Here is a 26,901-nt window from a genome sequence, read left to right as displayed (position 1 = left end):
GCTTTGTAGCGGCTCGCGCTACACCCGCCTCGCTACGTCCTGGAGGGCGACGAGCCGGGGGCGCCACAGGGGCGCGGCTGACACGGCGCTCTCGGCCTGGGCCAACCAGATGAGGCCCTCCGCCAGCTTGCGGGCGGCGAAGGCGGAGTGCGCGGCCTGGAGGAGCAGCTCCGCCTTCTCGTCGGGGGAGGCCAGCTCTCGCGCCTCTTCCTCCAGGGCATGCCAGGCCCGGGACTCATGTGAGCCCGCACCGGCCTCGGCCTCGCGCACCTGGAGCTCCACCAACCGACGCATGACCGCCGTGGGAGGCAGGGACGCCGGCGGACAATGGGACTCAATCCAGCGCAGTTGTCGGGACGCCTCTCCCAGGTCGCCCAGCGCGGCGCCGATGCGCGCGAGCAGCAACGCATCCAGGGGCACCGGGTGCTCGAGGAAGAAGCGAACCCCCAGCTCGTGCGAGCGACGCGCCAGCGGCAGGGCCTCCGCCAATCGCCCTTGCATGTAGAGCACCTCCGCGAGGTTGAAGGTGGACCAGCGCTCCACCTGGGCGTGGCCCAGCTCGCGGCCCAGGCCCATGGCGCGGCGCAGGTCTCCTTCCATTCGCGTCACATCGCCCTGCCCCAGCCACAACAACACGCGGTTGATGAGGGTGGCGGCCAGGTGCAGCGCATCGCCGGCGGCCTCGCAGCGCGACACGGCCTCCTCGAAACGAGCGGCGGCTTCCTCCGTGCGCTGGAGGAAGGTCAGCGCGGAGCCCAGCATGGCCAGGGCGACGACGAGCGTCTCATGCTCGCGCGCGCCCTCGGCGCCCTCGACGACGGAGGAGAGGATGCGCGCCGCCGGGCCCCACTCTCCCTGACGCACGTGTAGACGGCCCCGGGCCAGCGAGCAGCGCAGGGACAGGCGCGGGTCATCGAGGTGCTCGATTCGCTCCAGCGCCTCGCGCGCGCACGCCGTCGAGCCATCCACGTCCTCCATCCAGTCACGCGCGGTGGCCTCCTCCAGCAGCAGGTCCAACGACAGGGCCATGTCGCCGCGCCCCTCCGCGAGGACTCGCGCCGCGGCCAGGTCTCCAAGCCCTTCATGGAAGCGCTGCAGGCGATGCCGCACACGGCCGCGTCCGGCCAGCGCGAGTGCCCGGCGCCCCGTGTCTTCCTCCAGCAGCAGGGAGAGGGCGCGCGTGAAGTGCTGCTCCGCCTCCACCGACTGGTGCGCGCGACGCGCCTCTTCGGCCAGCACCAGGAAGGCGATGGCGGCTTCCTCGTGCGCGCCACAGGCCGCGGCATGGTGCGCGCGACGACGGCGCTCCGCGGGCGAGTTGCCCGAGGTGGCCTGGCGCGCGGCGGCATGCAGCGCACGGCGCGTCGCGGGAGGAAGGAGCGCTTCGAGCGCCTCGCGCAGAAGCGGATGACGGAAGGCGAAGCGCCCCAGGCCCATGGGTCGCAGCAGTCCAGCGCGAGCGAGTCGCTGCAAGCCCGCGCCCGCGTCCAGCGACGTGGCCACGCCCACCTGTTCGTCGCGCGGTTCCAGGTACCGCAGGGCCGCGTCCACGCGCGTGACATCCAGCTCGGAGCCCAGCACCGCGCACAGACGCGCCAGCACGCCATGGGCCTCGGGCAGTCCCGCGAGCACGCGGGTAGCAAGGCGCTGAAACAACGGCGTCACCGACACGTCCAGCAGCGCGTCCGGGGCGATGTACCAACCCCCGCCCGGCGCGGCACGCAGCGCCCCGGCGGTCCTCAGTGCGACCGCCAGCTCCACCAGGGACAGGGGCACGCCCTGGGCCAGTTGCTCCAGGCGCGCCAGCACGGGCTCGGGGACATGCTCCGCCGGACGAAGCAGGTGCAGGAGCAAGGCGCGACTGGCCTCGGGCGGCAGGGGCGGCAGGACATGCCGCGACGCGTGCGCGCTACGCTCGCCCAGGTGAGGACGCAGCCCGAGCAGCGCGGGTCGAGCCACCACGCAGACCCACAGCGGAGCGGACGCACCAGCCAGCGTGGCCACTTCCAGCGCATCCAGGCTGGTGGGGTCGGCCAGGTGGGCATCATCCAGCAACAACACGCGAGGCGTCTCGCGCGCGCGGTGTCGGAGCGCCTCGGCGAGCCAGCGCGCGGCGGCGTGGCGCGCATCGGCGAGGGGAATGGGTCCGGAGCGAGGAGTCTCGGGGAGTGGCGATGCCCCCTCGCCGACGGAGGCCCGCAGCACGTCCAGCATGGCCTCCGGAGCCGAGACGTCGGGAGCCGCCGCGCGCAGGCGGAAGACCTGGGCACGGCCCTCGGCCTCCAACCGTGTCGCGAGCGCCTCGATGACCCGTGACTTGCCTTGCCCCACGTCACCGGTGAGGACCGAGAAGCCGGGCACGCCGAGGGTGAGGCAGCGCGTGGCCTCCTGGATGAGCAGGTCGACCAACGGCTCGCGCCCCACGAGCGGAGGCGGCTCCGACACGGAGCTGGAGGCACCGCTGTCGAGCAACCGCAGTCGTCCGCCGACGGGCGTGGAATCGACGACGCTCGCCTCCGAGGAAGCCACCGCCTCGGTGGCCCCTGGCTCCAGTCGCGCGGCCGCGGCGGCGGTGACACGTGTCTCGCCCGGCACCCAGTCCGTGGGCCACCAGTCGCCCGTCGCGTCGAGGGCGGGCCCCGCCATCCGCAGCGTGGCTGTCCCGACGAGGACATGCAGCTCCGCGAGGTGGAGGACCGCCGAGGACTCGCCCTCTTCCACCAGTCGCCGCGCGGTGAGCGCGCCTGCGCGGACGTTCGCTTCGGCGGTGAGCGACTCGGCGAAGGCGATGACATAGCCACCGCGCTTCACACGCGCGAGGACACCTCCTTGCGGTTCGATGGCGGCCAGCACCGCATCCACGGACAGCGAGGCATGCAGGCCCAGCAGCGCCACCTGCCGGACTCCCGAGCCGACGACCTGGAGGGCCGAGGCGGCGGGGACTTCGCCGGGCTGGACGACGCTCGGAGAGACCGCGACGTGACAGGCCGCATCGAAAGCGGCGAGCACATCGGGAGCCCGGGCAAAGCGCTCCGTCGGGGACTTGGCCAGACACGTGCGCAGCACCTCATCGAGCGCGGGAGGAAGCGCGCAACGTTCCGAGACACGGGGCGGTCTCAAGCTGACGTGGCCGTGGCGGATCTGCTCTGGGCTGCCGACGAAGGGGGGCGCGCCCGTGAGCAACTCGAAGAGGAGGACTCCCAGCGAGTAGATGTCGGCCGACGTGCTGGCGAGCCGGGCATCGAGACACTGCTCTGGAGCCATGTAGAGCGGCGTGCCCAGCCGCTGTCCCGCGGGGGTCACGCCCGGAGGAAGCTCGTCCGCCAGGTCGTCGCCCTCGACGTCATAGAAACGCGCCAGGCCCAGGTCGAGCAGGCTGAGCGCGCCACCTTCGCGCAGGAAGACGTTCTCCGGCTTGAGGTCCCGGTGCGCGACGCCCGCGGCATGCGTTCGCTCCAGCGCCGAGCACAACCCACGGAGCATCTCCCGGACATGCGCAAGCGACGCTGTACCGGTGCCGGGCAGCGCGGCCATCCACGCGGCGAGCGTCTGGCCATGCAGGTGTTCCATCACCAGGAAGGGACGCCCGCGAGCCACGCCGTGTTCGAGCAACTCCGGCACGGTGGGAGGCCCCACGCGGCGCAGGGCGGTGGCCTCGCGAGCGAAGCGCTCCTGGTGAGGCCCATGCCCCAGCTTCAGGGCCACCTCGCGACCATCCGAGTCCCGATACGCGGTGAAGACCTGCGAGAAGCCACCGCTGCCCAGGGGCGCGGCGACGCGCACGCCAGGAACGTCCGCGAGCGGCAGTCCTTCGTTGGCAGGGCCGCCAGCATCTCGCGAGCCGTGCACGGGACAGGCCGCGCCCGGCAAAAGGCGGCGGTAGCAGTTCGGGCAGCGCATCGGTGGAACGTGACGCTACCAGAGCGTTTGCAGCAGGACGATGGCAACGCCGACCAGTCCCTCGCCCGCGATGGTCCCCGCGGCCAGTGTCGCCACGCGTCCCTCCGCTGTCGTGGATTTCACGTATCCCACCAAGGCGGAAACAAGCCCGCCAAGGAAGAGACTCAGCGAGTACGAGGGTGCCAACAGACACGCGAGCCCCATGCCCAGGGGCGAGGGCACCCAGCGCCGGGCACGCTGGGGGAGCAGCCTCTCCGCGAGGACGAGCACGACGGCGGCGAGCGCGGCCCAACCCACGGCCGCGCGGGTCGCGGGCTCCAGGTTTCCCAACCCCGAGGACAGGACTCGCGCGACGCTCGCGGTGATGAACGCGGCGGGTGCGGGGAAGCGCTCGCCTCCGAGTGCCTCACGGTCTGGCACGAGCAGGAAGAACAGCGGCACCACCGCGAGCGCTCCCACCACCGAGCCGAGCAGCTGCGCGAGGAACAGGCGTCGGGGATGCGCACCCAGCAGGTGCCCTGTCTTCAGGTCCGTGAGGAGGTCCGCGGCCGACGACGCCGAGTTGACGGTGATGCCCGCGGTCGCGAGGTTGGCGTGGATGTTGTGTGGCAGCAAGACGCCGTAGGTGAGCTGGGTCACCTGGCTGAGCGCGCCCACCGGAGTGGCATCCGTCTCGCCGGTGACACGACAGGAGATGAGGCACAAGACGAACGACAGCGCGATGGCGAGCGCCGCGTGCGCGAGCGGAACACCGAAGCCTCGATGTGCCACGAGGAGGGTCGCGGGCGTCACCACGCAGAGGCCCGCGAGGAGCCACCTGTGCGGCACCTGGAGCGCGTCCACGGGATGCGGTGGAGAGGTGCGGCGGGAGAACAATCCGCGAAAGGCCCGCCGGAGGACACGGCCTTCGAGCAGGAAATGGAGCAAGGACGCGGTGGCGAGCATGGCGGCGCCAGGCCACAGGCTCCACTCGAGGAAGTTCCCGTTCTCCACGGACACGAGCCCGGAGGCGAACACGCGCGGCGCCACGACTCCGTGAATCAGCAGCGCGCCCAACAGGAGCGACGCCGTGGTGCGAGGCCCGAGCAGCGCGCCCGCGCCAATGGGCAACAAGCTCACCTCCAGCCCGAAGCCAAGCCGCTCCAGGGGCAAGCCACCCCACGAGCCCGGAAATGGAATCGAGAGAGGAAGCCGTCCCAGTCCATCACGGACCACGGTGACGAGCCCGGAGAGCAGGCCTCCCAGTCCGAGCAGACGCAATCGAGGCGTCGCTTCAGCCCCCGTCGAATGCAGCGCGCGAATGGTGGTGGCGGCGGCCGTTCCGGAGGCGAAGGGAAGTTGCTCGTGGTCGACGAGCTGCCGCTTGAAGGGCACGGCGAAGAGGACCCCGAGCGCGGACAGGAAGAACGTCCACGCGAGGAGTGTCGGACCGGAGGGATGCTGGCCGGTGACGATGAGCCAGGCGCCCTGCACGGAGACGAGCGCGCCGCCCGTGGCATAGCCGGCCGCGGAGGCCACCGTCTGCGCATTGCACGTCTCCAGCGGAGACAGGGGCGCGCCAGCGAGGCCCGGGGTGAGGCGGCGCAGGAGCCCATGCGATGCATGTGCGAGCAACGCTGCGGTGATGGCGACACCGAAGGCGAGTCCGGTCTTGAGTCCGACGTAGAGGTTGGTGGCACAGGTGATGACGCCGATGCCCGCGCCTAGCAGTACGGAGCGCGCGGTGAACTGCGGCAGTCGGTCCCCCTGGTAGACGTGGGTCAGCCAGTAGGAGTCCGTGGCCTCGGGTGAGTCCCCCGGGATGCTCAGCAGCGTCAGGGACTCGGGAGACGGCGCCAGGGGCGACGCCTCTTCCTCGGGCGAGGCATGCGGTGAGGGCAAGGCCATGGGCTGCCCCATCTTTTCATCCCGACCCCCTCCAGGACGAGCCCCTCCCCGTCACCGGCCCGTTTCAGGAATCCACCGCGCGCCAGTGCGTCGGCGACCATGAACGGCCCTCATGCGCGGGCTCCTCTCCGGCGTCCCGAACAGGTCACAAGAAGTCCTCGTACACGACAGCCGCGAGAGCAGGCGCCTCCACTACGACATGAGCGGCCCGTGCGCCTTGTATCCGACGGATGGGCCTTTCTAGCCTGTCCGTATGAACTCGATATTCAGGCTTTCATCCGCCCTGTGGCTCGTGGCCCTGGTGGCGGCATGCGATGGCGGCACCGGGGCGGAAGTGGCCACGCCAGCGGAGCCTCTCGCACGGTTCCAGCCTCTCGAGCTCAATCGCCGCGAATGGACCGCGACCCATGGCGGGGTCGACGGGTTTGGAGACCTGGCGGTTCAACCGGATGGCCACACCGCGCTCGTGGGCACGGCGAACTCGGACATCCTCGTCGCGCGGTTCGACCCACAGGGGCAGCTCTTGTGGAGCCGGCGATTTGGCGACGAGAACTACCAACAGGCCACGGGCATCAGCGTCGACTCGGAGGGCAACCTGGTCATCACGGGTGACTACTGGGGCTTGCTGGACTTTGGAGGAGGCCCGCTGCCCTGCCGTGGCGAGCCCGGCTACCCCCGCGCCTTCGTGGCGAAGTTCGCGGCCTCCGGCGAGCATGTCTGGAGCCGGTGCTTCGGAGATGGAGGGCAACAGCAGACGGGCACGCTCGCTGTGGCATCCGACGGAGACGTGTACGTGAGCGGCTACTTCGCGGGCTCCATCGACTACGGCGACGGGCCGATTCCGGCGAAGGGGCCCTTGAACCAGTTCGTCGTGCGGCTCGCGGGAAGCAGCGGAGCGCCCGTATGGAACAACCTCTACGAGGCGGGTCCCGTGAGCACCCTCGCGTCGCTGGCGGTGGACGCGGCGGGCAACCTCTTCATCAGCAGCGGCTATGTGGACACGCTGTCGTTCCATGGCGTGCCCTGGCTGTCCGCGCCCGGCTTCAACGTCTACGTGCTGAAGCTGGACGCCCATGGCGAACCCCTCTGGGCGAAGAGCTTCGGCCCGCTGAGAAACCAGACCTTCTGGCGGCTGGCCGCGGACCCGTCGGGCAACGTCGTGGCGACGGGCGCGTTCATCGGCACGGTGGACCACGGAGGAGGTCCCCTCTCGAGCGGCGACGGCGATGTGTTCGTCGTCTCGCTGGATGGCGAGGGCCACCATCGCTGGAGCCGGAGCTTCGGCGGCCCGGGCTTCGACTGGGGCTATGACGTGGACGTCGACTTCGCGGGGAGCGTGGTCGTGACGGGCTCGTTCAGCACGTCCATCGACTTCGGCGAAGGGCTTCTGACGAGCGCGGGCGGCGAGGACATCTTCGTGGCGAAGCTGGGCCGCGATGGAGAGACGCGCTGGGGTCGCGCCTTCGGCGACGTCGGCAATCAATCCGCGATGCGCGTGGGGAGCGCGGGGCTGCGTGATGTCGTCTTGTGGGGGCGGCTCGTCGGCACCCTCGACTTCGGCTCGGGCCCGGTGACGGGGAGGTCCTCGTCGGACAGCTTCGTGACGAGAATCACCCCACCGTAGGCGAGCCCCATGCCCTGTCGCGCCTCAACGAGCGACGGGGCGCGAAGGCCACACCGCCGTGAGTTCTTCCGCGCGAGGCAGTCCCTCCACCGCACCCGGCTTCTCGACGACACGGGCGGCGACTTCGCAGGCGAAGGTCGTCAGTGCCACGAGTTCCTCGCGCGTGGCGGACTCCAGCGCGCGGGCGCCGCCGTACCACCGCACCAGACCGTGGAGCAGCGCCGCGACGAAGCCGTCCCCTGCTCCGGTGGTGTCCACCACCCGGGCCCGTGGCGCGGGGACATGAACCCGCTCACCTCGCCACAGGAAGAGTGCGCCGCGCTCGCCCAGCGTCACCACCGGCAGCCGCACGCCGAGGGACGACAGTCGCGTCAAGGCCTCCTCGGGAGACTCCGTGCCCGTGACGAAGCCAATCTCTTCCTCGGACAGCTTCACCACGGTGCACAGGGGCAACATCCGCACGAGCAGCCCCTTGAGCTGCTCCGGGTCCTCCCACGCGTGCAGGCGCAGGTTGGGGTCGCAGCTCACGATACGGTCCGCGTCACGAGCCAGGGTGAGCATCCGCACCGTGGCCGAGCGGGCCTCATCGCGCTGCAAGGAGTTGGAGCCACAGTGCACGGCCCGAGCCTGGAGCAGGAAGTCCGCGTCCACGTCGGTGTCGCCCAGGAGGAACTCCGCGGAGCGCGTCCGGAAGAAGGTGAAGCTGCGTTCACCTTTCGCATCCAGGGAGATGAACACCAGCCCCGTGCGAGCGTCCGGTGTCTGGCGCAGGTGGCTCACATTCACGCCCTCGTGAGCGAGTCGCTCGCGCAGGAAGTGGCCGAACTCGTCCGCACCCACCACGCCCAGCATGGCGGACCGAAGCCCCAGCCGAGCCAGCCCCACCGCGACGTTGGCGGGCGAGCCACCCGGACAGGGATGCCACGCGGCGACCTCGCGCACGCGCTTGCCCTGTTCGGAGGGAAGGAAGTCCACCAGCGTCTCACCGAAGCACACCACGTCCAGCGGCGACTCCTGCCCTTCGCTCATGGTTTCTCCCGAGTGGCGCGCACCGCGCCCCGTCGTCAGTCCAGGCCCACCTGGGCCATGAAGTCCACGCTCTTGAGGCGGCGCCCCAGGTGGTGGGCGATGAAGACGTTGAGCAATCCACGGGCTCGGGCGCGCAGGTCAGCCGGGAGCGGTGTGCGCTCGCCTTCCTGAAGCGCGCGCAGTCCGGAGAGCAGGGCCGCGGGGATGAGGACGGCTTCGCGTGCGCGCACGCTGCACGGCTCGCAGACAGCGCCACCATGAGCCTGGTCGAACCGGGGACGCTCTCCGGGTTCACCGCCGCACAGCGAGCACGCATCGAAGCGCGGCATCAGGCCCGCGTGGGCCAGCGCCGACAGCTCGAAGGCCAGGAGCGACGTGGGGCCCGCTTCCTTCGCATCCAGGCGGCGCAGGTAGTTCTCGAGCAGGAAGAAGAGCTCCGGCTGCGGCTCGTGGTCGCGAGTCAGCTCCCGGCACAGCTCCACGGCGTACAGGGCGCGGGCGATGAGCGACAGGTCCTCTCGCGCGGCGTAGTAGCCGGCGACGATGTCCGTGGTGTCCAGCCGAACGGTGGAGCCGCGCGTCTCGACGATGTGCACCCGCAGGCGCATGAACGGCTCCAGCGCACCCGCGAAGCGCCGCTTGCTCTTGCGAGCCCCCGCGGCGAAGGCCGTCAGCTTCCCATGCTCGCGCGTCAGCAGCGTGACGAGTCGGTCAGCCTCGCCGTAGTCCAGTGTGGACAGCACGAGCGCATCGTCGTCGTAGCGCTCCATGGCGTCCTTCAACGCGCGAGCGGAGAAGGAAGCTTCCCGCTCAACACGAGGAACAGATAGACGCCGAGGGCCAGGGCCACCAGGAGGACGGACAGCCCCACGTAGGCCCGCTTGCGGCGCTCCTGCTCGAGCTGCGCGGGCGACGGAGAGGGCACCGAGCGGTCCACCTCTTCGTAGCGCAGCACCGCCTCCTCGGGGGACAGGCCGATGACCTGGGCGTAGGCCTTGATGTAGTTCACCACGAAGATGCGAGAAGGCAGCCGCTCCACCTGCCCCGCTTCCAGGGCGGCGATGAGCGTCGGGGGAATCTTGGTCTCCCGCGCGACGTCCTCCAGGGACATGCCCCGGAGGTCGCGCTGCTGGCTCAGGTACTTGCCGAAGTCGACGTGGTCCACGGTACGTCCAGATAGCAGACTAGAGCTTTTCGAGCAGCCTTCGGCAGTCGTCCTTCATCTCCTGCTCGCTGGACTTCGCCTTGGCCTCGCAGAACTCGAAGGCCTGCTTGGCGGCATCCGCCTGCCCCTGCTTCGCCAGACAGACGCCTTCGCGCATGTGCGCTTCGGCCGCTTCTGGACAGTTCTCACGGAAGCGGGAGAACTGCCGGCACGACTCATCCAGCTTGCCCGTCTCGTCGTAGATGATGCCCAGGTTGCGGTAGCCCAGGCAGAAGCCGGGGTTGGTCGTCACCGACGCCTTGAGGCTCCCCACCCCGCGCGCCGTGTCGCCCTTCTTGTAGAGCGCCCAGCCCAGGTTGGCCTGGGCGATGTAGGGCGTCACGTAGAGCATGTCGTTGAGGACCTGCTCGTAGAGCTTGATGGCCTCGTCGTAGCGCGCCTGGTCCAGGTGGACGTTGGCCAGGTTGGTCCGGGCCTCGGAGAAGCCGGGCCGCACCTTCAGCGCGTGCTCGTAGTGCCCCACCGCCTCGGCCGGCCGGCCGAAGGCCATGTGCAGGAGGATGCCCATGGCGTTGTGGGCCTCGGGGTAGTCCGGGTCATTGTCCAGGGACACCTGCAGCTCGCGCAGCGCGTCCTGGAGGTGCCCCTGCTGCTGGGCCTGGAGCGCCAGGTCGTAGTGAATCTCCGCGCTGCGGCGCTCCTTCTCCGTGGGGGTATGGACACAACCGGAGAGCGCCAGCACGAGCGCGAGGGAGCAGGAGGCTGAGGCGAGGCGGAGCATGGGAGCGGTTCTCGACGGCGGGAAGGAAGTGGGAGACGGGATTCAGAAGGCCGCGAGGAACCGGCCCAGGGTGGTGGTGACGTTCTTCTTCTCCTCCGCGCGCGCCTTCACCGCCGGCACGAGCTTGGGGTCCTTGAAGAAGACCGGCAGCGCCTTGAGCATTTCGTCCTGCTGCTCCGCCGGCTGCGCGCGCCAGTTGGCGTCATCCATCATGAAGCCAAGCGACTCGACGAAGGCGAGCGCCTCGCCCTCGTCGTCTCGGTACTCGTCCGCCGTCATGTTGCGGCGGCCGGACAGGTACACGGCGCAGTCCTCGGCCTCGGAGAGGTAGAGGTAGACGAAGACGGCTGCCCCCTGCCCTCCGCGGAGGCCCACGACGAACGCCTGTGACGGTCCGGCCTGCTTGCCGGGGATGGCCACATGCGGCGTGTTGAGCGAGGTGTGCAGCGCGAGGATCTGTTCGCGCGTCGCGGGAAGGCCGCGGTAGCGCTCATCCAGGTTGAACACGACGTGTCTCTCCGTGGCCCCTCCCCCGTCAGCGCGTGGTGAGGGTGAATTCCTGTGTGACGTCCTTCGACTCCGCCGCCGTCGTCTGGAAGCGGATGAGGGGGTTGTCGATCATCACGTTCCCGCCCCCCTCGTTGCCCTCGCCGATGATGACCCGGAACACGTGCTTGGGCGAATCGCTGCGCCTCGAGCCCGTGCTGACCTTCCGCGCCATCAACATCACCTGGTTGCTCCCCGGCTGCAGGTGCTTGGTGACGTCGACGACCACCTGGTCCTCATTGCCACGCAGCTTCCGGAGCCAGCGCGAGTTGACGTACACATCAATGTCGTACTCCGTCATCCCCGGCACCGTCTGCTCCGTCACCAGCCAGTAGCGCTGGGTGATGCGCCCTGGCGTCGTGGCCACGGCGGGGGTGGCGGCAGCGGGAGGAGTCCCCTGCGCGGCGGCGGGCACGGCCATGGCCTGCGGCGTGGAGGGTTGCGCGGCGGCGGGAGTCGTCCTGGGAGTCGCGGGCGGCGCGGCGGCCTGCGCGGGAGCCGTCGGAGGAGGCGTCGCGCTCGACGTCGATGCGCGGTAGCCCGGTGCGTCGATGTGGATGTTGCCGGCCTCGTCGATGCGGACGGTGGCCTTCTCGAACTTCTGGTTGGTGACGCCGTCGATCAACACACCGTTGAGGTAGACGGAGCCCGCAAGGGCTCCCAGCGGGGACAACGCCACCATGGCGGCGGCGAGTGCCGCGCTCGAAAACGGGCGATTCATGTAGTCACTCCTCGGAATCTCCAACAGTCCCGGGCACTTGCAACGCTTAGCGCACCCTGGGGAACGGGACAAGGCGCACATGTACCCGCTTGGAGCGGGCGTGCGGCTCGGAGATTCACTGACGCGTCAGGGCGTCGGCTCGGCGATGGGGACCTCGCGCTGCGCCAGGGCCCAGTCTCCACCCAGGCCATGGCCCTCGCGGAAGCGGCGGAAGTCGCGTCGCACGGCCCGCGGGTAGCGCCGGAAGCGCTCCAGCTCGCCCTGCTTGATGGCGTTGCGGATGCGGGTGGGACCGGCGTTGTAGGCCATCAGCGCCAGCTCCAGGTCGCCACCGAAGCGGTCCTGGAGTGAGCGCAGGTAGCGGATGCCCAACCGGACACAGAGCGCGGTGTCCGCCGTCACCTCTTCCCGGGACAGGCGCAGCCCTTCCTTCTCCGCCAGGAAGTGGAGCGTGCTGGGCTTGATCTGCATTAGCCCGCGCGCGCCCTTCTCGGAGACGGCTTCTTCGGCGAAGTCGGACTCCACGTCGATGAGGGCCAGCACGAGCAGCGGATCATACCCCGCCGTCCGAGCCTCCTCCGCGATGGCCTGTCCCAGCTGCCGCCGCAGGGTGAGCCCCAGGTCCGGCGCGCGGCGGGACAGCACGATGTCGATGAGGGAGGCTTCCGGAGAAGCACTCTCTGCCCCCACGCGCTCGGGGACGACGGGCTGCACCGGTCGCTCTTCCAGCAGCGGCACCAGCCGCGCGGACATGACGAGCGCCACCCCTGCCAGCAAGGGGAGTCGGGAGCAGCCGGAACTCAGGGCGTGGAGAGATTCGAAGAACCGCGTACCGAAAGACCTCCCGCCCGTGTGGGCGGGGGCCTTCACTTACGTTGCTCCAGGGCCTGGATGCGCTCGGCCAGGCGGTCCAATCGGGAACCAAACGCCTGAAGTTCCTCGCGGCGGGGCAGCTTCATCCGGGTCAGCGCGGTACGGACCTTGTCTTCCACGTTGTGCTCCAGGTCCTTGCGGTGACCCGCCAGCCGGTCCGAGAACGCCTGGGCCTGACGCTTCACCTCGTCCTGGCTCCAGCCCGCCACGGCCGCCACCCGCTGTACGGCCCGGGAGGCTTCCTCTTCGGCGGTGTTCACGGCCAGGAGCGCCTGACTCCAGATGCGCTCAAAAGTTTCCGCGACAGGGTTCTTCTCTCGGGGGGCCTCGGGCTTGTTGTCCAATGGGTCTCTCCGGGAGGGGGTGCACCAGGCAAGCAAGCCTGGAACAGTCGAACGGACCTGCCACGTAATCACACCCCCGGGGTGAAGGAAACGAGAACGAGCCCCCTGCCCTGCTCCGTGTCCACTCGTGGAGTAGGTAGGGGGCACCAACCGTCAACCACGCGGCGCTCTCAGGCGCGCGGCGTGGTCTCGGAACCCTTCGCGGCGCCGTTGCGGCGGATGGGCTTGAGCAGCGCGTCCACCTTGCGCGACAGCTTGGACAGCTCCTTGTTGATTTCCTGAAGCTGGGACTGGCTGGCCACGCCCACCGTCTCCACCACCCTGGCCTGCAGCCCATCCAGACGCTTGCGCAGCTCCGTGCCAGCCGCGTTCACCTTCGTGCCCAGCTCCTTCACGCGGGGGTCCGTCAGCAGCTCACCCGCCTGGAACTTCGTCCACAGCGACTGCGCCTCCTTGGTGGCCTCCACGCGGCGGGCGTCCAGCGCCTTCACCACCTTGCCGGCCTCGCCCTCCAGCTCCTCGATGCGCTTTTGCGCATGAGCGAGCTGGGCCTTCAGGAATACTTCCACGTTCGAAAGACCGCTCTTCACCGCCTCGGCGCTCGCCTCGGTCGTGGTCGTCTCGTTCTTCGTCGCCGCCTGCTTCGTCGTGGCCATGTCGTCTTCCCCTTTTCAGTCCTGGCGTCGCCGGGGGCTCACCCGGCGTGTCAAAAGTCTTCGCGCAAAACTTAACGCAGCGCGCCATCACCGTCAAGACCAACGTCCGGGAAGTCCGGATTTACTGGGGGCAGAAAATGAAACCGCCGCCCCGGTGCGAACACCGGGGCGGCAGAGGGAAGCAGGTCGGCACGCCCAGGGGGCGGCCGGTGGGCGCTAGGCGGCGCCGGTCGTCTGGGTGCCTTCCGAGCGCTGGGACGGCGGGGCCAGGGGGCCTCCGTCGCCATGGGCGCCAGCCAGAGCGGCCTCCATCTCGTTGACCTCGTCGGTCGGGCTCTCCACCTCGATGTCGAGGTGCTTGTAGTTCGGCAGGCCCGTGCCGGCGGGGATGAGCCGGCCCATGATGACGTTCTCCTTGAGGCCGCGCAGGTAGTCCACCTTGCCGTTGATGGCGGCCTCGGTGAGCACCTTGGTGGTCTCCTGGAAGGAAGACGCCGAGATGAACGACTCGGTGGAGAGCGAAGCCTTGGTGATGCCGAGCAGCAGCGGCTCACCCACGGCCGGGCGCTTGCCCTCGGCCATGATCTTCTCGTTCTCCTCCTCGAACACCCACTTCTCGACCTGCTCGTCGACGAGGAAGTTGGTGTCGCCCACGTCGGTGACGCGCACGCGGCGGAGCATCTGCCGGACGATCGTCTCGATGTGCTTGTCGTTGATCTTCACGCCCTGGAGTCGGTAGACCTCCTGCACTTCGTCCACCAGGTAGCGAGCGAGTTCCTTCTCGCCGAGCACCTTGAGGATATCGTGCGGGTTGGCCGCGCCGTCCATCATCGCCTCGCCGGCCTTCACGCGGTCGCCGGAGTGGACGCTGATGTTCTTGCCCTTGGAGATCAAATACTCCTTGGCCAGGTCCGTGCGCTGCTCGCCATTCACCTCGGGGGTGATGATGAGCTTGCGCTTGCCCTTGGTGTCCTTGCCGAACGACACCACGCCGTCGATCTCCGCGATGGCCGCGGCGTCCTTCGGCTTGCGCGCCTCGAAGAGCTCGGCCACGCGGGGCAGACCGCCCGTGATGTCCTTGGTCTTCGTCGTCTCGCGGGGCACCTTGGCGAGCACTTCGCCCGGGTGGATCTCATCGCCGTCGTTGACGGTGATGATGGAGCCCTGCGGCAGGAAGTAGCTCGCCGGGTTGCGGGACGAGGGCAGGTCCTTCGTGTTGCCCTGGGCGTCGCGGATGGAGACGCGCGGACGCGCTTCCGGATCCTTGGACTCGATGATGGTCTTCCGGGACAGGCCCGTGACCTCGTCGAGCGTCTCGGACATCGTCACGCCTTCGATGATGTCCTCGTACCGGACCGTGCCGCCGACCTCGGTGAGCAGCGGAATCGCGAACGGATCCCACTCGGCCACGAGCGTACCCGGCTCGATGCGCTGCCCTTCCTTGATGAGGATGCGGGCGCCGTAGATGATCTGGTAGCGCTCGCGCTCACGGCCGGAGTCGTCGACCACGACGAGCTCGCCGTTGCGGTTCATCGCGACCAGGGTGCCATCCACCTTCTGCACCGTGGTGAGACCCGCGAACTTCACCTTACCGGCGTAGCGGTTCTCCAGGCTGGACTGCTCCGCGCGCCGAGTCGCCGCGCCACCGATGTGGAAGGTGCGCATCGTCAGCTGCGTACCCGGCTCACCGATGGACTGCGCCGCGATGACGCCGACGGCCTCGCCCACGGACACCTTCCGGCCGCGGGCCAGATCACGTCCGTAGCACTCCACGCAGATGCCGCGCTTGGCCTGGCACGTGAGCACCGAGCGGATCTTCACCTTGTCCAGACCGCTGTTCTCGATGCGGCGGACGCGCTCCTCGTCGATCTCCTCGTTGGCGCGCACCAGCACCTCACCCGTGACGGGGTCGAGGATGTCATCGAGGGCCACGCGGCCCAGGATGCGCTCGCCGAGGGGCTCGATGATTTCTCCGCCTTCGACCAGGGCGCCGATGAACAGACCGTCCATGGTGCCGCAGTCGTACTCGTTGATGATGGCGTCCTGCGCCACGTCGACGAGACGGCGGGTGAGGTAACCGGAGTTGGCCGTCTTGAGCGCCGTGTCCGCCAGACCCTTGCGAGCGCCGTGCGTGGAGATGAAGTACTGCAGCACGGAGAGGCCCTCGCGGAAGTTCGCGGTGATGGGCGTCTCGATGATTTCGCCGGAGGGCTTCGCCATCAGGCCGCGCATACCGGCCAGCTGGCGAATCTGCTGGGCGCTACCACGCGCGCCAGAGTCGGCCATGATGTAGATGGGGTTGAACGAGGGCTGCTTGCGCGACTCGCGCTTGCCGTCCTTGTCCCCGGAGGTCTCCTCCTGGGAGATCTGCTGCATCATCTCCTGGGCGACCTTCTCGGTGACCTCGGCCCAGATATCGATGACCTTGTTGTAGCGCTCACCGTCGGTGATGAGGCCCTCGAGGTACTGGTTCTCGATCTCCGCCACTTCCTTGCGCGCGTAGTCCAGGAACTCCTGCTTCTTCGCAGGGATGATCATGTCCTTGAGCGCGATGGAGATGCCGGCGCGGGTCGCATTGTAGTAGCCGAGGCTGCGGATGCGGTCCGCGAGCAGCACCGTCTCCTTCTCGCCGGTGAGGCGGTAGCAGAGGTCGATGAGGCCGCCGAGCGACTTCTTGTCGAGCACCTTGTTGATGGCGTCGAAGCCCACGCGGCGCGGCACCACTTCCCACAGGAGGACGCGGCCGACGGTGGTCTCCTTGCGGACGCCATCGATGCGGCAGACCACCTTCGCCTGCAGGTGCACCTCGCCGTGGTCGTGCGCGGCGCGCACCTCGTCGGGCGAGCTGAACACGCGACCCTCGCCGTTGGCGAACTCGCGGGCGCGGGTCATGTAGTAGATGCCGAGCACCATGTCCTGCGTCGGGACGATGATGGGCTTGCCGTTCGCGGGGCTGAGGATGTTGTTCGTCGACATCATCAGCACGCGGGCTTCCATCTGGGCTTCGATGGAGAGCGGCACGTGCACAGCCATCTGGTCACCGTCGAAGTCGGCGTTGAACGCCGCGCAGACGAGCGGGTGCAGCTGGATGGCCTTGCCCTCGATGAGGACGGGCTCGAAGGCCTGCATGCCCAGGCGGTGCAGCGTGGGGGCGCGGTTGAGGAGCACCGGGTGCTCGCGGATGACGTCCTCGAGGATGTCCCAGACCTCGGGACGCTCCTTCTCCACCATCTTCTTCGCCGACTTGATGGTGGTGACGTAACCCTTCTCTTCGAGCTTGTTGTAGATGAACGGCTTGAACAGCTCGAGCGCCATGATCTTCGGCAGGCCGCACTGGTGCAGGCGCAGCTCGGGACCGACGACGATGACGGAGCGGCCCGAGTAGTCCACGCGCTTGCCGAGCAGGTTCTGACGGAACCGGCCCTGCTTGCCCTTGAGCATGTCGGACAGCGACTTGAGCGGCCGCTTGTTCGGGCCGGTGATGGTCTTGCCGCGGCGACCGTTGTCGAACAGCGCGTCCACCGCCTCCTGCAGCATCCGCTTCTCGTTGCGGATGATGATGTCAGGGGCGTTGAGCTCCTGGAGGCGCTTGAGGCGGTTGTTGCGGTTGATGACGCGACGGTACAGGTCGTTCAGGTCGGAGGTCGCGAAGCGGCCACCGTCGAGGGGAACGAGCGGGCGCAGGTCCGGCGGAATCACCGGAATCACGTCCAGCATCATCCACTCGGGCTTGTTGCCGGAGACGCGGAACGCCTCGGCCACCTTCAGGCGCTTGGCGTACTTCTTCCGCTTCGCCTCGCTGGTGGTCTCGCGCATGTCCTTGCGCAGGTCCTCGGACAGCCGCTCCACGTCCAGCGCCTTGAGCATCTCGCGGACGGCCTCGCCGCCCATGCCCGTGGTGAAGGAGTCCTCACCGTGCTCCTGGTAGAGCCGGTGCATCTTCTCTTCGCTGATGAGCTCGCCCTTGGTCAGCGGCGTCGACTTGGGGTCGAGGACGATGTAGCTCTCGCAGTAGAGGACCTTCTCCAGCTCCTTGAGCGTGATGTCGAGCAGGTTGCCGATGCGGCTCGGCAGCGACTTGAGGAACCAGATGTGGGCCACCGGCGTGGCCAGGGTGATGTGACCCAGGCGCTCGCGGCGGACCTTCGACTGGATGACCTCCACGCCACACTTCTCACACACCACGCCGCGGTGCTTCATGCGCTTGTACTTGCCGCAGTTGCACTCGTAGTCCTTCACCGGCCCGAAGATGCGGGCGCAGAACAGGCCGTCACGCTCCGGCTTGAACGTGCGGTAGTTGATGGTCTCCGGCTTCTTCACCTCGCCATGGGACCACTGGCGGATCTTGTCGGGCGACGCCAGCGCGATGCGGATGGCGTTGAACGACAGCGGGTCCTTCGGCTTCTCGAAGAAGTTGAAAATGTCCTTCACGTTGCCTCCGAAATCTCGTGAGGCGTCCCCCGTGGGGAACGCCAGCTGATTCGGGCCCCCGCCCCGGACCCGGCCGCGCCCACCCTTTTCAGGGTGGCGGGCGGCCGGTCAGGCGGGCGCTCCGGCTCTCTCAGGCGTCGGTACCGGTCTTCCGGTCTTCGCCGTCACCACCACCACCCAGGAAGTCACCGCCGAAGCTGCGCTGCCGCTCCGGGGGGGCGTGCTCCAGCAGCTCGACGTCGAGCGCGAGTGACTGGAGCTCCTTGAGAAGCACGTTGAACGACTCGGGCAGGCCACTCTCCAGGACGTTGTCGCCCTTGACGATGGCCTCGTACATGCGCGTGCGGCCCACCACGTCGTCCGACTTGACGGTGAGGAACTCCTGCAGCGTGTACGCCGCGCCGTAGGCCTCCATCGCCCAGACTTCCATCTCTCCCAGTCGCTGACCGCCGAACTGGGCCTTGCCGCCCAGGGGCTGCTGCGTGACGAGGGAGTAGGGACCAATGGAACGGGCGTGGATCTTCTCGTCCACCAGGTGGTGCAGCTTCAGCATGTACATGACGCCGACGGTGACGTTCTGGTCGAACGGCTCACCCGTGCGCCCGTCGAAGAGCACCATCTGGCCCGTGCGGGGCAGCTTCCCCTCGTCCAGCAGCTGGTGGATCTCCAGCTCGTGCGCGCCGTCGAACACCGGCGTGGCCACGTGGATACCCCGCTTGGAGCGACGGCAGAGCTGCTTGATCTCCTCCTCGTCCAGCTTGTCGAGGAACTCGCCGAACGCGGTCTCCTCACCGTAGATGGCCTTGAGGCGGACCTTGATGGCGTCAGCGCTCCAGTTGTCCTCCACGTAGCGCTGCAGCGCCTCGCCGGTGCCCTTGGCGGCCCAGCCCAGGTGCGTCTCGAGGATCTGCCCGATGTTCATGCGGCTGGGAACGCCGAGCGGGTTGAGGACGATGTCCACCGGACGGCCATCCTCCAGGTACGGCATGTCCTCCTCGGGGAGGATGCGGGACACGACGCCCTTGTTTCCGTGGCGGCCGGCCATCTTGTCGCCCACGGCCAGCTTGCGCTTGATGGCGACGTACACCTTCACCATCTTGATGACGCCAGGGGGCAGCTCGTCGCCCTTCTTGATGCGGGCGATCTTCTCGCCGAAGGCCAGCTTCACGGCCTCCTTCGTCTCCTCCAGGTTGCGGAGGATGTCGCGCACGCGAGAGTCGAGCGGGTCGCCGACGGAGATCTCGCCCCAGTACTTGTAGGGCACGGTGGCCAGCAGCGCGTCGTCGAGGATGTCCCCCTTCTTCAGGAGGATCTTCCCCTTGTCGTCCACGAGCTTGCCCTGGACCTCCTTGCCACGCACCAGCGCGCGGATGCGGCCGATGGCGCTGTCCTGGAGGACCTTGATCTCGTCGTTCTGGTCCTTGAGGAGCTTCGCCTCCTCCATGGACTCGATCTGCTTGGCGCGCTCGTCCTTCTCCACGCCCTTGCGGCTGAACACCTTGGCGTTGATGACGGTGCCCACCACGCCCGGAGGCACGCGCAGGGAGCTGTCACGAACGTCGCCGGCCTTCTCGCCGAAGATGGCGCGCAGCAGCTTCTCTTCGGGAGACAGCTGCGTCTCGCCCTTCGGGGTGATCTTGCCCACCAGCACGTCGCCGGGCTTCACCTCGGCGCCGATGCGGATGATGCCGCTCTCGTCGAGGTCCTTGAGGGCTTCCTCACCCACGTTCGGGATGTCGCGGGTGATCTCTTCCTTGCCCAGCTTGGTGTCTCGCGCGATGCACTCGAACTCTTCGATGTGGATCGACGTGAAGACGTCATCCTTCTGGATGCGCTCGCTGATGAGGATGGAGTCCTCGAAGTTGTAGCCCTGCCACGGCATGAACGCGACGACCACGTTCTGCCCCAGCGCCAGCTCACCCGTCTCGGTGGCCGGGCCGTCGGCGATGACGTCACCCTTCCGGACCTTGTCGCCCTTGCTGATGATGGGCTTCTGGTTGAGGCAGGTGTTCTGGTTGGAGCGCTGGTACTTGAGCAGGTTGTAGATGTCGACCTCGCTCGAGACGTCGCTGAGCGAAGCCGGCACGTCCGCCTTCACCACGATGCGGCCGGCGTCCACGCTCTCCACCGTGCCGTCGCGCTTGGCCACGCACGTCACGCCGGAGTCGCGCGCGACGATGGCCTCGATGCCCGTGCCCACCAGCGGCGCGCTGGTGCGCAGCAGGGGCACCGCCTGGCGCTGCATGTTGGAACCCATCAGGGCGCGGTTGGCGTCGTCGTTCTCCAGGAACGGGATGAGCGACGCGGCCACCGACACCAGCTGGTTCGGAGACACGTCCATCAGGTCCACGTCCTCGGCGCGAGCCTGGACGAACTCACCGCCGCGGCGGCTGGACACGAGCGCGTTGACGAACTTGCCCTTCTTGTCCGTCTCCGCGTTCGCCTGTCCGATGGTGTGCTTCTCCTCCTCGAGCGCCGAGTAGAAGGCCACGTCCGTCGTCACGATGCCCGCTTCGACCTTCCGGTACGGCGTCTCCACGAAGCCAAACTCGTTGACGCGCGCATAGGTCGACAGCGACGCGATGAGGCCGATGTTCGGACCTTCCGGCGTCTCGATGGGGCAGATGCGGCCGTAGTGCGTCGGGTGAACGTCGCGCACCTCGAAGCCGGCACGCTCACGGGTCAGACCGCCGGGCCCGAGCGCGGACAGACGGCGCTTGTGCGTCACCTCGGACAGGGGGTTGGTCTGGTCCATGAACTGAGACAGCTGGCTGGACCCGAAGAACTCCTTGATGACCGCCGTGACGGGCTTGGCGTTGATGAGATCGTGCGGCATGAGCGTCTCGATCTCCTGGAGGCTCATGCGCTCCTTGATCGCCCGCTCCATGCGAACCAGACCGATGCGGTACTGGTTCTCCAGCAGCTCACCCACCGCGCGCACCCGGCGGTTGCCGAGGTGGTCGATGTCGTCGATGGTGCCCTTGCCGTTCTTCAGATCGATCAGGTAGCGGATCACCTCGAGGATGTCGCGCTTGGTGAGGATCTGCCCGTCGAGAGGCTCCTCGAGGCCGAACTTGAAGTTCAACTTGAGGCGACCGACCTTGGACAGGTCGTAGCGCTCCGGGTTGAAGAACAGGTTGGTGAACAGGTTGATCGCCGTCTCCGGCGTCGGCGGATCGCCAGGGCGCAGGCGGCGGTAGATCTCCATGATGGACTGCTCGGGCGTCTCGAGCTTGTCCAGCATCAACGTCTCACGCAGGTACGGACCCACGTTGAGGTTGTCGATGAAGAGGACCTTGAACTCCTTGATGTTGCGCTTGAGGAGCTCGTCGATCTTGTCCTGCGAGACTTCCTCGTTGCACTCGAGGATGACCTCGCCGGTGTTCTCGTCCACCACGTCGTAGGCGGACACCTTCGTGAAGAGCTCGTCCGCGTCGATGGGCAGCGTCTTCATCTTCGCCGCTTCGAGCTTCTTGATGGCGGCGCGCGTGAACTTGCGGTTCTTCTTGACGATGAGCTCGCCCGTCTTCGTCTTGATATCGCGGGTGGCTCGCTGGCCCGGGAGCAGCTCCAGCTCGACGCTCTTCTCGAAGTCCGTCGCGCTCTGGAGGTAGATGGTCTCCGTGGCGTAGTAGTAGTTGAGGATCTCCTCGGTGGAGCCCTTGAACTCCAGCGGGTTCTTCTTCGCGGTGTCGCTGACGGCGCCCAGGGCGCGGATGAGCACCGTCGCGGGCAGCTTGCGCCGGCGGTCGATGCGCACGTACAGCAGGTCCTTGTGGTCGAACTCGAAGTCGATCCACGAACCGCGGTAGGGGATGATGCGGGCGTTGTAGAGCAGCTTGCCAGACGAGTGGCTCTTGCCCTTGTCGTGGTCGAAGAAGGCACCCGGGCTGCGGTGCAGCTGGCTGACCACCACGCGCTCGGTTCCGTTGATGATGAAGGTGCCGTTCTGGGTCATCAGCGGGATTTCCCCGAAGTAGACCTCCTGCTCCTTCACGTCACGGATGGACTGGGCGCCAGTCTCCTCATCCTTGTCCCACACCACCAGGCGGACCACGACCTTGATGGGGGCGGAATAGGTCATCCCGCGCTGGTGGCACTCGTCGACGTCGTACTTCGGCTTCTCCAGGTGGTAGCTGACAAACTCCAGGGACGACGTCTCGTTGAAGTCCCGAATCGGGAATACCGAGTTGAAGACACCCTGAAGTCCGACGTCCTCACGCTTCTCCGGGGCGATATCGGCCTGGAGGAACTTCTCGTAGGACTGCTTCTGGATGTTGATAAGATTGGGAATGTCGATGATCTTCGCGATCTTGGCGAAGGTCTTCCGCACGCGGAAATTGTTCTGGATCTGCGTCGGCATTCTGGCTCCGGGGACGGCTGCTCGGGCGGGGCAAACATCAATAACGCGCGGCGGCGCCGGGAAATTTGCAACTGTCAAATGGGCAAAGCCGGCAGCCCCCCTCACTGGGAGCGCCGGCCTGCTCATTCGGTCAGGAAGCTGCTTGGGAATTCCCGGAAACCAAGCAGCTCCTGTTCGACTTACTTGACGTCGACGGTGGCGCCAGCGGCAACGAGCTGGTCCTTGATCTTCTTGGCGTCGTCCTTGTTGACGCCTTCCTTGACCGTCTTGGGCGCGCCCTCGACCAGGTCCTTGGCCTCCTTCAGGCCCAGGCCGGTGATGGCACGGATCTCCTTGATGACGTTGATCTTGTTGGCGCCGGCGTTCGCCAGCACCACCGTGAACTCCGTCTTCTCCTCAACAGGAGCGGCGGCGGCGGCCGCGGGACCGGCGACAACGGCGGCGGCGGCGGCGGAGACGCCCCACTTCTCCTCGAGGGCCTTCACCAGGTTGGCGGCCTCGATGATGGTCAGGGAGGAAAGCGAATCAACGATTGCGTTCAGGTCAGCCATGGAACTGTGTCCTTCTTGGATTGACTAACGGCCTTACTCCCAAAGGGAGGAACGGCCGAAAAGGTGGGTGTAGAAAAACTTCTCGGACAGATGAGGAAAACTACCCCTGCGACTTGTCCGCGTGGGCCTGAATGACCCGCGCGAGCTGCGTACCCGGGGCGGCAATCGTCCGAACCAGCTTGGTAGCCGGCTGGGTGATCATCCCGAGCAACTGCGCTCGGAGTTCGTTGAGACCCGGCAGCTTCGCCAGCTGCTTGACACCGGCGGCGTCGACCTTGCGGCCGTCGACCACGGCGCTGCGGATCTTGATCTTGTCCTCGAGGTCCTTCGTGAACTCGGTCAGGATCTTCGCCGGGGCCACCACATCGCCGTAGCTGATGCACAGCGCCACGGGACCCGTGAAGTCATCAGCGATGACAGCCACGTCCGTGCCCTGCGCCGCACGACGCGCCAGCGTGTTCTTGATGACCTTGTACTCGACGTTGCCCTCACGGAACTTCCGGCGCAGCTTCGTCACCGTCTCCACATCCACCTTGGAGAACTCGGCAACGACGGCCGACTTGGTCCGCGAGAACTTCTCGTGGAGTTCCTTGATCATCTCCTCCTTCTCGCTCTTCAGCACTTTGACTCACCTCCTTACTGGCCCGTCTTCCGACGGGCGTGATGCCTGGGCCAAAGTGGCAGAGCGAGAGGAGTCTCCGAGAGACACCACAACGCACCTCCAGTCTCGGCAGGGCTGGCCTTTCGGCCGTTTGAACCCGACAGGGGAAGCCATGCCCCGACCGGTTGTCCGGTTCCCAACGGGGCACTTCTCCTCTGACCGGGTCCCTGCTGTCATGAACCAGGTCGGAACACCCGTCTCACGACGTGGCGCTCCAATTGCAAAAGCCGGGGGCCTATACCCCCGGCTTCAGCAAAGATCCAGAACTTTCGAACCTGAGACGTCAGGCAAGCGGCGCCTCTGACACCCCCTGTGCGGGGATGGGAGCGCCGCCCTGCCTGCTGTCCGCCTAGCGGTGGCGGGCCAGAATCTCCTGGGTATCGATCTTGATGCCCGGGCCCATCGTCGTCGAGATGGCGATGCCCTTCAGGTACACGCCCTTGGCGGTGGCCGGCTTGAGCTTCATCACCAGGTCCACCAGCGCGTTGAAGTTGCCCTCGAGCTTGTCCACCGCGAAGGAGGCCTTGCCCATCTTCGCGTGGACGATGCCGGCCTTCTCCGCGCGGAAGTCGACCTTACCGCCCTTCGCGTCGCGGATGGCCTTGGCCACGTCCATGGTCACCGTGCCGACCTTCGGGTTCGGCATGAGGCCACGGGGGCCGAGCACCTTACCGAGGCGACCGACGATACCCATCATGTCGGGCGTCGCGATGACGGTGTCGAAGTCGAGGAAGCCCTCCTCGATGCGCTTCTGGAGATCCTCCGCGCCGACGATGTCCGCACCCGCGTTGCCAGCCTCGGTGGCGCGCTCGCCCTTCGCGAACACGGCCACGCGCACGGTGGCACCCGTGCCGTTGGGCAGAACCACGGCGCCACGGACCATCTGGTCCGCGTGCTTGGGGTCCACACCCAGGTTGATGGCGACATCGACCGTCTGGTCGTACTTCGACGCCCGCGCATCCACCGTCTTCTTCAGGAGCTGAAAGCCCTCGGCGATGCTGTAGCGCTTCTCGCGATCCACCAGCGTGGCGGCCGCGCGGAACTTCTTCCCATTCTGAGCCATGACAGAAATCCTCGTCCGTGAGTGGGGCGGCGGCTTAGCCGACGACTTCGATGCCCATGGAGCGCGCGGTGCCAGCAATGGTGTTCATGCAGGCCTCAAGCGACGCGGCGGTGGTGTCCTGAATCTTCTTCGTGGCGATCTCCTCGAGCTGCTTCCGGGTGATCTGCCCCACCTTCTCCTTGCCAGGCTTCTTCGCGCCCGAACCCTTCTTCTTGTCGGTGTGCAGGCCCGCCGCCTTCTTGATGAGGACGGCCGCCGGAGGCGTCTTGAGGATGAAGGTGAAGGAGCGGTCCTGATAGACGGTGATGATCACCGGGATGATCAGTCCCTCCTTGGCCTCCGCCTGCGTCTTCGCGTTGAACTGCTTGCAGAACTCCATGATGTTCACGCCCTGCTGACCGAGCGCGGGGCCGATCGGCGGAGCGGGGTTCGCCTTGCCGGCGGGAATCTGCAGCTTGACCTGACCTGTGACCTTCTTCATCGGCTGACTACTGCCTTTCGAGGGGGTGGTCCTGACGGGCCTCCAGACGGGGAGGCCCTCCCACCCATGGAACCGCGCCCCGGAGGGCGCGGAAGGTGTGCGAGGCGCGCTCTACCCGAGCCGCCCGCGAAAAACTAGCCGGTGGTCTTCTCCACCTGCATGAAGTCCAGCTCCACGGGGGTGGCGCGACCAAAGATGCTCACGAGCACCTTCACGCGACCCTTCTCCGCGTTGACCTCTTCCACCGTGCCGTTGAAGTTGGCGAAGGGCCCGTCAATGACGCGCACCGTGTCACCATCGTCGAACTGCACCTTGGGCTTGGGCTTGAGCGTGCCCTCGGAGATCTGCGACGTGAGCCGCGCGACCTCCTGGTCCGAGATGGGCAGGGGGTTCTGGTTTTGCACCGTCCCGGGGAAGCCGGTGATCTTCGGCGTGTTCTTCACCAGGTGGAGCGTCCGGTCGTTCAGCTCCATCTGCACGAAGATGTAGCCCGGGAAGAACTTGCGGCGAGACGTCTTCTTCTCGCCCTTCACCATCTCCACGACCTGCTCCATGGGGATGAGGATTTCACCGAACTGGTCCTGCAACCCCTCGAGCCGAACCTTCTCCTCCAGGCTCTTCTTCGCCTGGTTCTCGAAGTTCGAGTAGGTGTGGACCACGTACCATTTCATGGCCATTACAGCTTCCCCCACAGGGCCGGCAGCCACTCCACCATCAAGTTGTACGCGACGGTGTCGATGCAGAAGAGCAGCACCGCGGCGACAAGCGAGGCGACGACCACGGCCATGGTCGACGTCCGGGTCTCCGGCCAGGTAGGCCAGGAGACCTTCATCAACTCGGACGCGACCTCCATGGAGAGCGTGTGCGTCTTTGGATGGAAGAATCCGACCAGCGCAAGCCCCACGGCCACCAGGTAGCCCACGAGGGTGGACACCTTCCAATCCAACCCCTCGATGAGAACCGAGTCGGGCCATCCGAAGCTGGCCCACAACGCCCCAAAGAGGCGCTCCAGGAACAGCGCCAGGATGATGCCGGCGAGGAGGTAGAAGATGACCACGAGCCGCTTCGGATCCATCGCCGAGCGGTTAGCCTGCTGGCTGGCCTCTGATGCCGTCGCCATGGTGCCTCACGAGGTACTGCGAATGCGAAATTTTACGAACTGCGGAAACACAGGAACCCCCGGTACCTCCAGGTACCGGGGGCCCCGCTCCCACTGAGACTTGGCAGGCCAGGAGGGATTCGAACCCCCAACACGCGGATTTGGAGACCGCTGCTCTACCGTTGGAGCTACTGGCCTAGAAACTCTCAGGAACTACCGACCTAGACCTTACCTTCCTTGTGGTCCGTATGCTTGCGGCACTTCGAGCAGAACTTGCTCAATTCGAGCTTGTCCTGGCTCTTCCGCTTGTTCTTCGTGGTCGTGTAGTTCCGCTCTTTGCACACCGTGCACTCGAGCGAAATAATGGAACGATTGCCCTTCGGCATGACCTACCTCATCAGACACGAGAGGGGAAGGCTACCAGAAGGTGCCCTCCCCTCTAAATCCGGAAAGTGGAGCCAGGAGACCCTGCGGCCTCCCAGGCGTATTACTCGATGACCTCGGCCACGACGCCGGCGCCCACCGTGCGGCCACCCTCGCGAACAGCGAAGCGCAGCTCCTTGTCCATCGCCACCGGGGTGATGAGCTCTACCTCGATCGCGATGTTGTCGCCCGGCATCACCATTTCCACGTTCTCAGGCAGCTTCACCGTTCCCGTCACGTCCGTCGTGCGGAAGTAGAACTGGGGACGGTATCCCTTGAAGAACGGGGTGTGGCGACCACCCT

At 67.1% G+C, this 26,901-nt stretch carries 21 protein-coding genes, 1 tRNA gene and 1 pseudogene; 1 reads left to right on the top strand and 22 read right to left on the bottom strand.

What is annotated here, in order from left to right:
• Positions 1-18: 18 nt before the first annotated feature.
• A complete protein-coding gene (locus HUA74_RS41370; protein WP_174458980.1) occupies positions 19-3,900 on the bottom strand; it encodes a serine/threonine-protein kinase PknK in 3,882 nt (1,293 codons plus the stop codon).
• Between the two features lie 15 nt (positions 3,901-3,915).
• Complete coding sequence (locus HUA74_RS41365; protein WP_174458979.1) at positions 3,916-5,787, bottom strand: OPT family oligopeptide transporter; 1,872 nt, start codon at positions 5,785-5,787, stop codon at positions 3,916-3,918.
• A 253-nt stretch (positions 5,788-6,040) separates the two neighbouring features.
• On the opposite strand from HUA74_RS41365, the gene HUA74_RS41360 reads away from it, so the two are divergent.
• Positions 6,041-7,411 (top strand): hypothetical protein, encoded by a 1,371-nt coding sequence (locus HUA74_RS41360; RefSeq protein ID WP_174458978.1) that lies wholly within the window; start codon positions 6,041-6,043, stop codon positions 7,409-7,411.
• 24 nt (positions 7,412-7,435) lie between these two features.
• Here the strand turns inward: HUA74_RS41360 and HUA74_RS41355 are convergent, their stop codons facing one another.
• From HUA74_RS41355 to tuf, 20 genes and pseudogenes are all read right to left on the bottom strand, one after another.
• Positions 7,436-8,440 carry a carbohydrate kinase gene (locus tag HUA74_RS41355; protein WP_174458977.1) on the bottom strand — a complete coding sequence of 335 codons (1,005 nt, stop codon included), beginning with the start codon at positions 8,438-8,440 and terminating at the stop codon, positions 7,436-7,438.
• 35 nt (positions 8,441-8,475) lie between these two features.
• Positions 8,476-9,210 carry a DNA repair protein RecO gene (gene recO / locus HUA74_RS41350; RefSeq protein ID WP_174458976.1) on the bottom strand — a complete coding sequence of 245 codons (735 nt, stop codon included), beginning with the start codon at positions 9,208-9,210 and terminating at the stop codon, positions 8,476-8,478.
• Between the two features lie 8 nt (positions 9,211-9,218).
• Complete coding sequence (locus tag HUA74_RS41345; protein WP_174458975.1) at positions 9,219-9,605, bottom strand: helix-turn-helix transcriptional regulator; 387 nt, start codon at positions 9,603-9,605, stop codon at positions 9,219-9,221.
• A 19-nt stretch (positions 9,606-9,624) separates the two neighbouring features.
• Positions 9,625-10,386 (bottom strand): social motility TPR repeat lipoprotein Tgl, encoded by a 762-nt coding sequence (gene tgl, locus HUA74_RS41340; RefSeq protein ID WP_174458974.1) that lies wholly within the window; start codon positions 10,384-10,386, stop codon positions 9,625-9,627.
• Between the two features lie 42 nt (positions 10,387-10,428).
• Positions 10,429-10,893 (bottom strand): social motility and stimulation tgl protein, encoded by a 465-nt coding sequence (locus HUA74_RS41335; RefSeq protein WP_141642642.1) that lies wholly within the window; start codon positions 10,891-10,893, stop codon positions 10,429-10,431.
• Positions 10,894-10,921: 28 nt separating this feature from the next.
• On the bottom strand, positions 10,922-11,653 hold the full coding sequence (locus tag HUA74_RS41330; protein WP_174458973.1) for a hypothetical protein: 732 nt from the start codon (positions 11,651-11,653) through the stop codon (positions 10,922-10,924).
• Positions 11,654-11,779: 126 nt separating this feature from the next.
• Positions 11,780-12,523 carry a lytic transglycosylase domain-containing protein gene (locus HUA74_RS41325; RefSeq protein WP_174458972.1) on the bottom strand — a complete coding sequence of 248 codons (744 nt, stop codon included), beginning with the start codon at positions 12,521-12,523 and terminating at the stop codon, positions 11,780-11,782.
• Positions 12,520-12,870 carry a phasin family protein gene (locus HUA74_RS41320; protein WP_141642645.1) on the bottom strand — a complete coding sequence of 117 codons (351 nt, stop codon included), beginning with the start codon at positions 12,868-12,870 and terminating at the stop codon, positions 12,520-12,522. Before HUA74_RS41320 ends, HUA74_RS41325 begins: the two co-directional genes overlap by 4 nt.
• Positions 12,871-13,040: 170 nt before the next feature.
• Positions 13,041-13,526: a hypothetical protein gene (locus tag HUA74_RS41315; RefSeq protein ID WP_141642646.1), complete on the bottom strand. Its 486-nt coding sequence runs from the start codon at positions 13,524-13,526 to the stop codon at positions 13,041-13,043.
• 216 nt (positions 13,527-13,742) lie between these two features.
• Entirely contained in the window at positions 13,743-17,957 is a 4,215-nt protein-coding gene (gene rpoC, locus HUA74_RS41310) for a DNA-directed RNA polymerase subunit beta' (RefSeq protein WP_141642647.1), read from the bottom strand.
• Between the two features lie 130 nt (positions 17,958-18,087).
• Positions 18,088-22,320: a DNA-directed RNA polymerase subunit beta gene (rpoB, locus tag HUA74_RS41305; RefSeq protein WP_174458971.1), complete on the bottom strand. Its 4,233-nt coding sequence runs from the start codon at positions 22,318-22,320 to the stop codon at positions 18,088-18,090.
• 179 nt (positions 22,321-22,499) lie between these two features.
• Positions 22,500-22,871, bottom strand: coding sequence for a 50S ribosomal protein L7/L12 (rplL, locus tag HUA74_RS41300; RefSeq protein WP_141642649.1), 372 nt, complete (start codon positions 22,869-22,871; stop codon positions 22,500-22,502).
• Between the two features lie 100 nt (positions 22,872-22,971).
• Positions 22,972-23,493, bottom strand: a complete 522-nt coding sequence (gene rplJ, locus HUA74_RS41295; protein ID WP_141642650.1) for a 50S ribosomal protein L10 — start codon at positions 23,491-23,493, stop codon at positions 22,972-22,974.
• 388 nt (positions 23,494-23,881) lie between these two features.
• Positions 23,882-24,595 carry a 50S ribosomal protein L1 gene (gene rplA / locus HUA74_RS41290; RefSeq protein WP_141642651.1) on the bottom strand — a complete coding sequence of 238 codons (714 nt, stop codon included), beginning with the start codon at positions 24,593-24,595 and terminating at the stop codon, positions 23,882-23,884.
• A 34-nt stretch (positions 24,596-24,629) separates the two neighbouring features.
• Positions 24,630-25,076, bottom strand: a complete 447-nt coding sequence (rplK, locus tag HUA74_RS41285; protein WP_141642652.1) for a 50S ribosomal protein L11 — start codon at positions 25,074-25,076, stop codon at positions 24,630-24,632.
• A 134-nt stretch (positions 25,077-25,210) separates the two neighbouring features.
• Positions 25,211-25,753, bottom strand: coding sequence for a transcription termination/antitermination protein NusG (gene nusG, locus HUA74_RS41280; RefSeq protein ID WP_011553122.1), 543 nt, complete (start codon positions 25,751-25,753; stop codon positions 25,211-25,213).
• On the bottom strand, positions 25,753-26,196 hold the full coding sequence (secE, locus tag HUA74_RS41275; RefSeq protein ID WP_141642653.1) for a preprotein translocase subunit SecE: 444 nt from the start codon (positions 26,194-26,196) through the stop codon (positions 25,753-25,755). The genes nusG and secE overlap by 1 nt, the downstream gene beginning before the upstream one ends.
• A 101-nt stretch (positions 26,197-26,297) precedes the next feature.
• Positions 26,298-26,373 (bottom strand) — tRNA-Trp (locus HUA74_RS41270).
• Positions 26,374-26,396: 23 nt separating this feature from the next.
• Positions 26,397-26,561: a 50S ribosomal protein L33 gene (rpmG, locus tag HUA74_RS41265; RefSeq protein WP_046713307.1), complete on the bottom strand. Its 165-nt coding sequence runs from the start codon at positions 26,559-26,561 to the stop codon at positions 26,397-26,399.
• Positions 26,562-26,662: 101 nt separating this feature from the next.
• Positions 26,663-26,901: pseudogene (gene tuf / locus HUA74_RS41260) on the bottom strand (elongation factor Tu); the annotation flags it as partial.

Source organism: Myxococcus sp. CA051A (assembly GCF_013336705.1).
GTDB lineage: Bacteria > Myxococcota > Myxococcia > Myxococcales > Myxococcaceae > Myxococcus > Myxococcus llanfairpwllgwyngyllgogerychwyrndrobwllllantysiliogogogochensis.
Note: the sequence above shows the minus strand (reverse complement) of the source record. Positions and strands in the feature narration are given on the sequence as shown.

What these genes read in the sequence shown, in the direction of transcription:
- HUA74_RS41365 (WP_174458979.1), bottom strand. Translation starts at nt 5,787, where the DNA reads ATGGCCTTGCCCTCACCGCATGCCTCGCCCGAGGAAGAGGCGTCGCCC.
- rpmG (WP_046713307.1), bottom strand. Translation starts at nt 26,561, where the DNA reads ATGCCGAAGGGCAATCGTTCCATTATTTCGCTCGAGTGCACGGTGTGC.
- nusG (WP_011553122.1), bottom strand. Translation starts at nt 25,753, where the DNA reads ATGGCCATGAAATGGTACGTGGTCCACACCTACTCGAACTTCGAGAAC.
- tgl (WP_174458974.1), bottom strand. Translation starts at nt 10,386, where the DNA reads ATGCTCCGCCTCGCCTCAGCCTCCTGCTCCCTCGCGCTCGTGCTGGCG.
- rplK (WP_141642652.1), bottom strand. Translation starts at nt 25,076, where the DNA reads ATGAAGAAGGTCACAGGTCAGGTCAAGCTGCAGATTCCCGCCGGCAAG.
- HUA74_RS41360 (WP_174458978.1), top strand. Translation starts at nt 6,041, where the DNA reads ATGAACTCGATATTCAGGCTTTCATCCGCCCTGTGGCTCGTGGCCCTG.
- HUA74_RS41355 (WP_174458977.1), bottom strand. Translation starts at nt 8,440, where the DNA reads ATGAGCGAAGGGCAGGAGTCGCCGCTGGACGTGGTGTGCTTCGGTGAG.
- HUA74_RS41330 (WP_174458973.1), bottom strand. Translation starts at nt 11,653, where the DNA reads ATGAATCGCCCGTTTTCGAGCGCGGCACTCGCCGCCGCCATGGTGGCG.
- HUA74_RS41370 (WP_174458980.1), bottom strand. Translation starts at nt 3,900, where the DNA reads ATGCGCTGCCCGAACTGCTACCGCCGCCTTTTGCCGGGCGCGGCCTGT.
- recO (WP_174458976.1), bottom strand. Translation starts at nt 9,210, where the DNA reads ATGGAGCGCTACGACGACGATGCGCTCGTGCTGTCCACACTGGACTAC.
- rplL (WP_141642649.1), bottom strand. Translation starts at nt 22,871, where the DNA reads ATGGCTGACCTGAACGCAATCGTTGATTCGCTTTCCTCCCTGACCATC.
- secE (WP_141642653.1), bottom strand. Translation starts at nt 26,196, where the DNA reads ATGGCGACGGCATCAGAGGCCAGCCAGCAGGCTAACCGCTCGGCGATG.
- rplA (WP_141642651.1), bottom strand. Translation starts at nt 24,595, where the DNA reads ATGGCTCAGAATGGGAAGAAGTTCCGCGCGGCCGCCACGCTGGTGGAT.
- rpoB (WP_174458971.1), bottom strand. Translation starts at nt 22,320, where the DNA reads ATGCCGACGCAGATCCAGAACAATTTCCGCGTGCGGAAGACCTTCGCC.
- HUA74_RS41315 (WP_141642646.1), bottom strand. Translation starts at nt 13,526, where the DNA reads ATGGCCACGACGAAGCAGGCGGCGACGAAGAACGAGACGACCACGACC.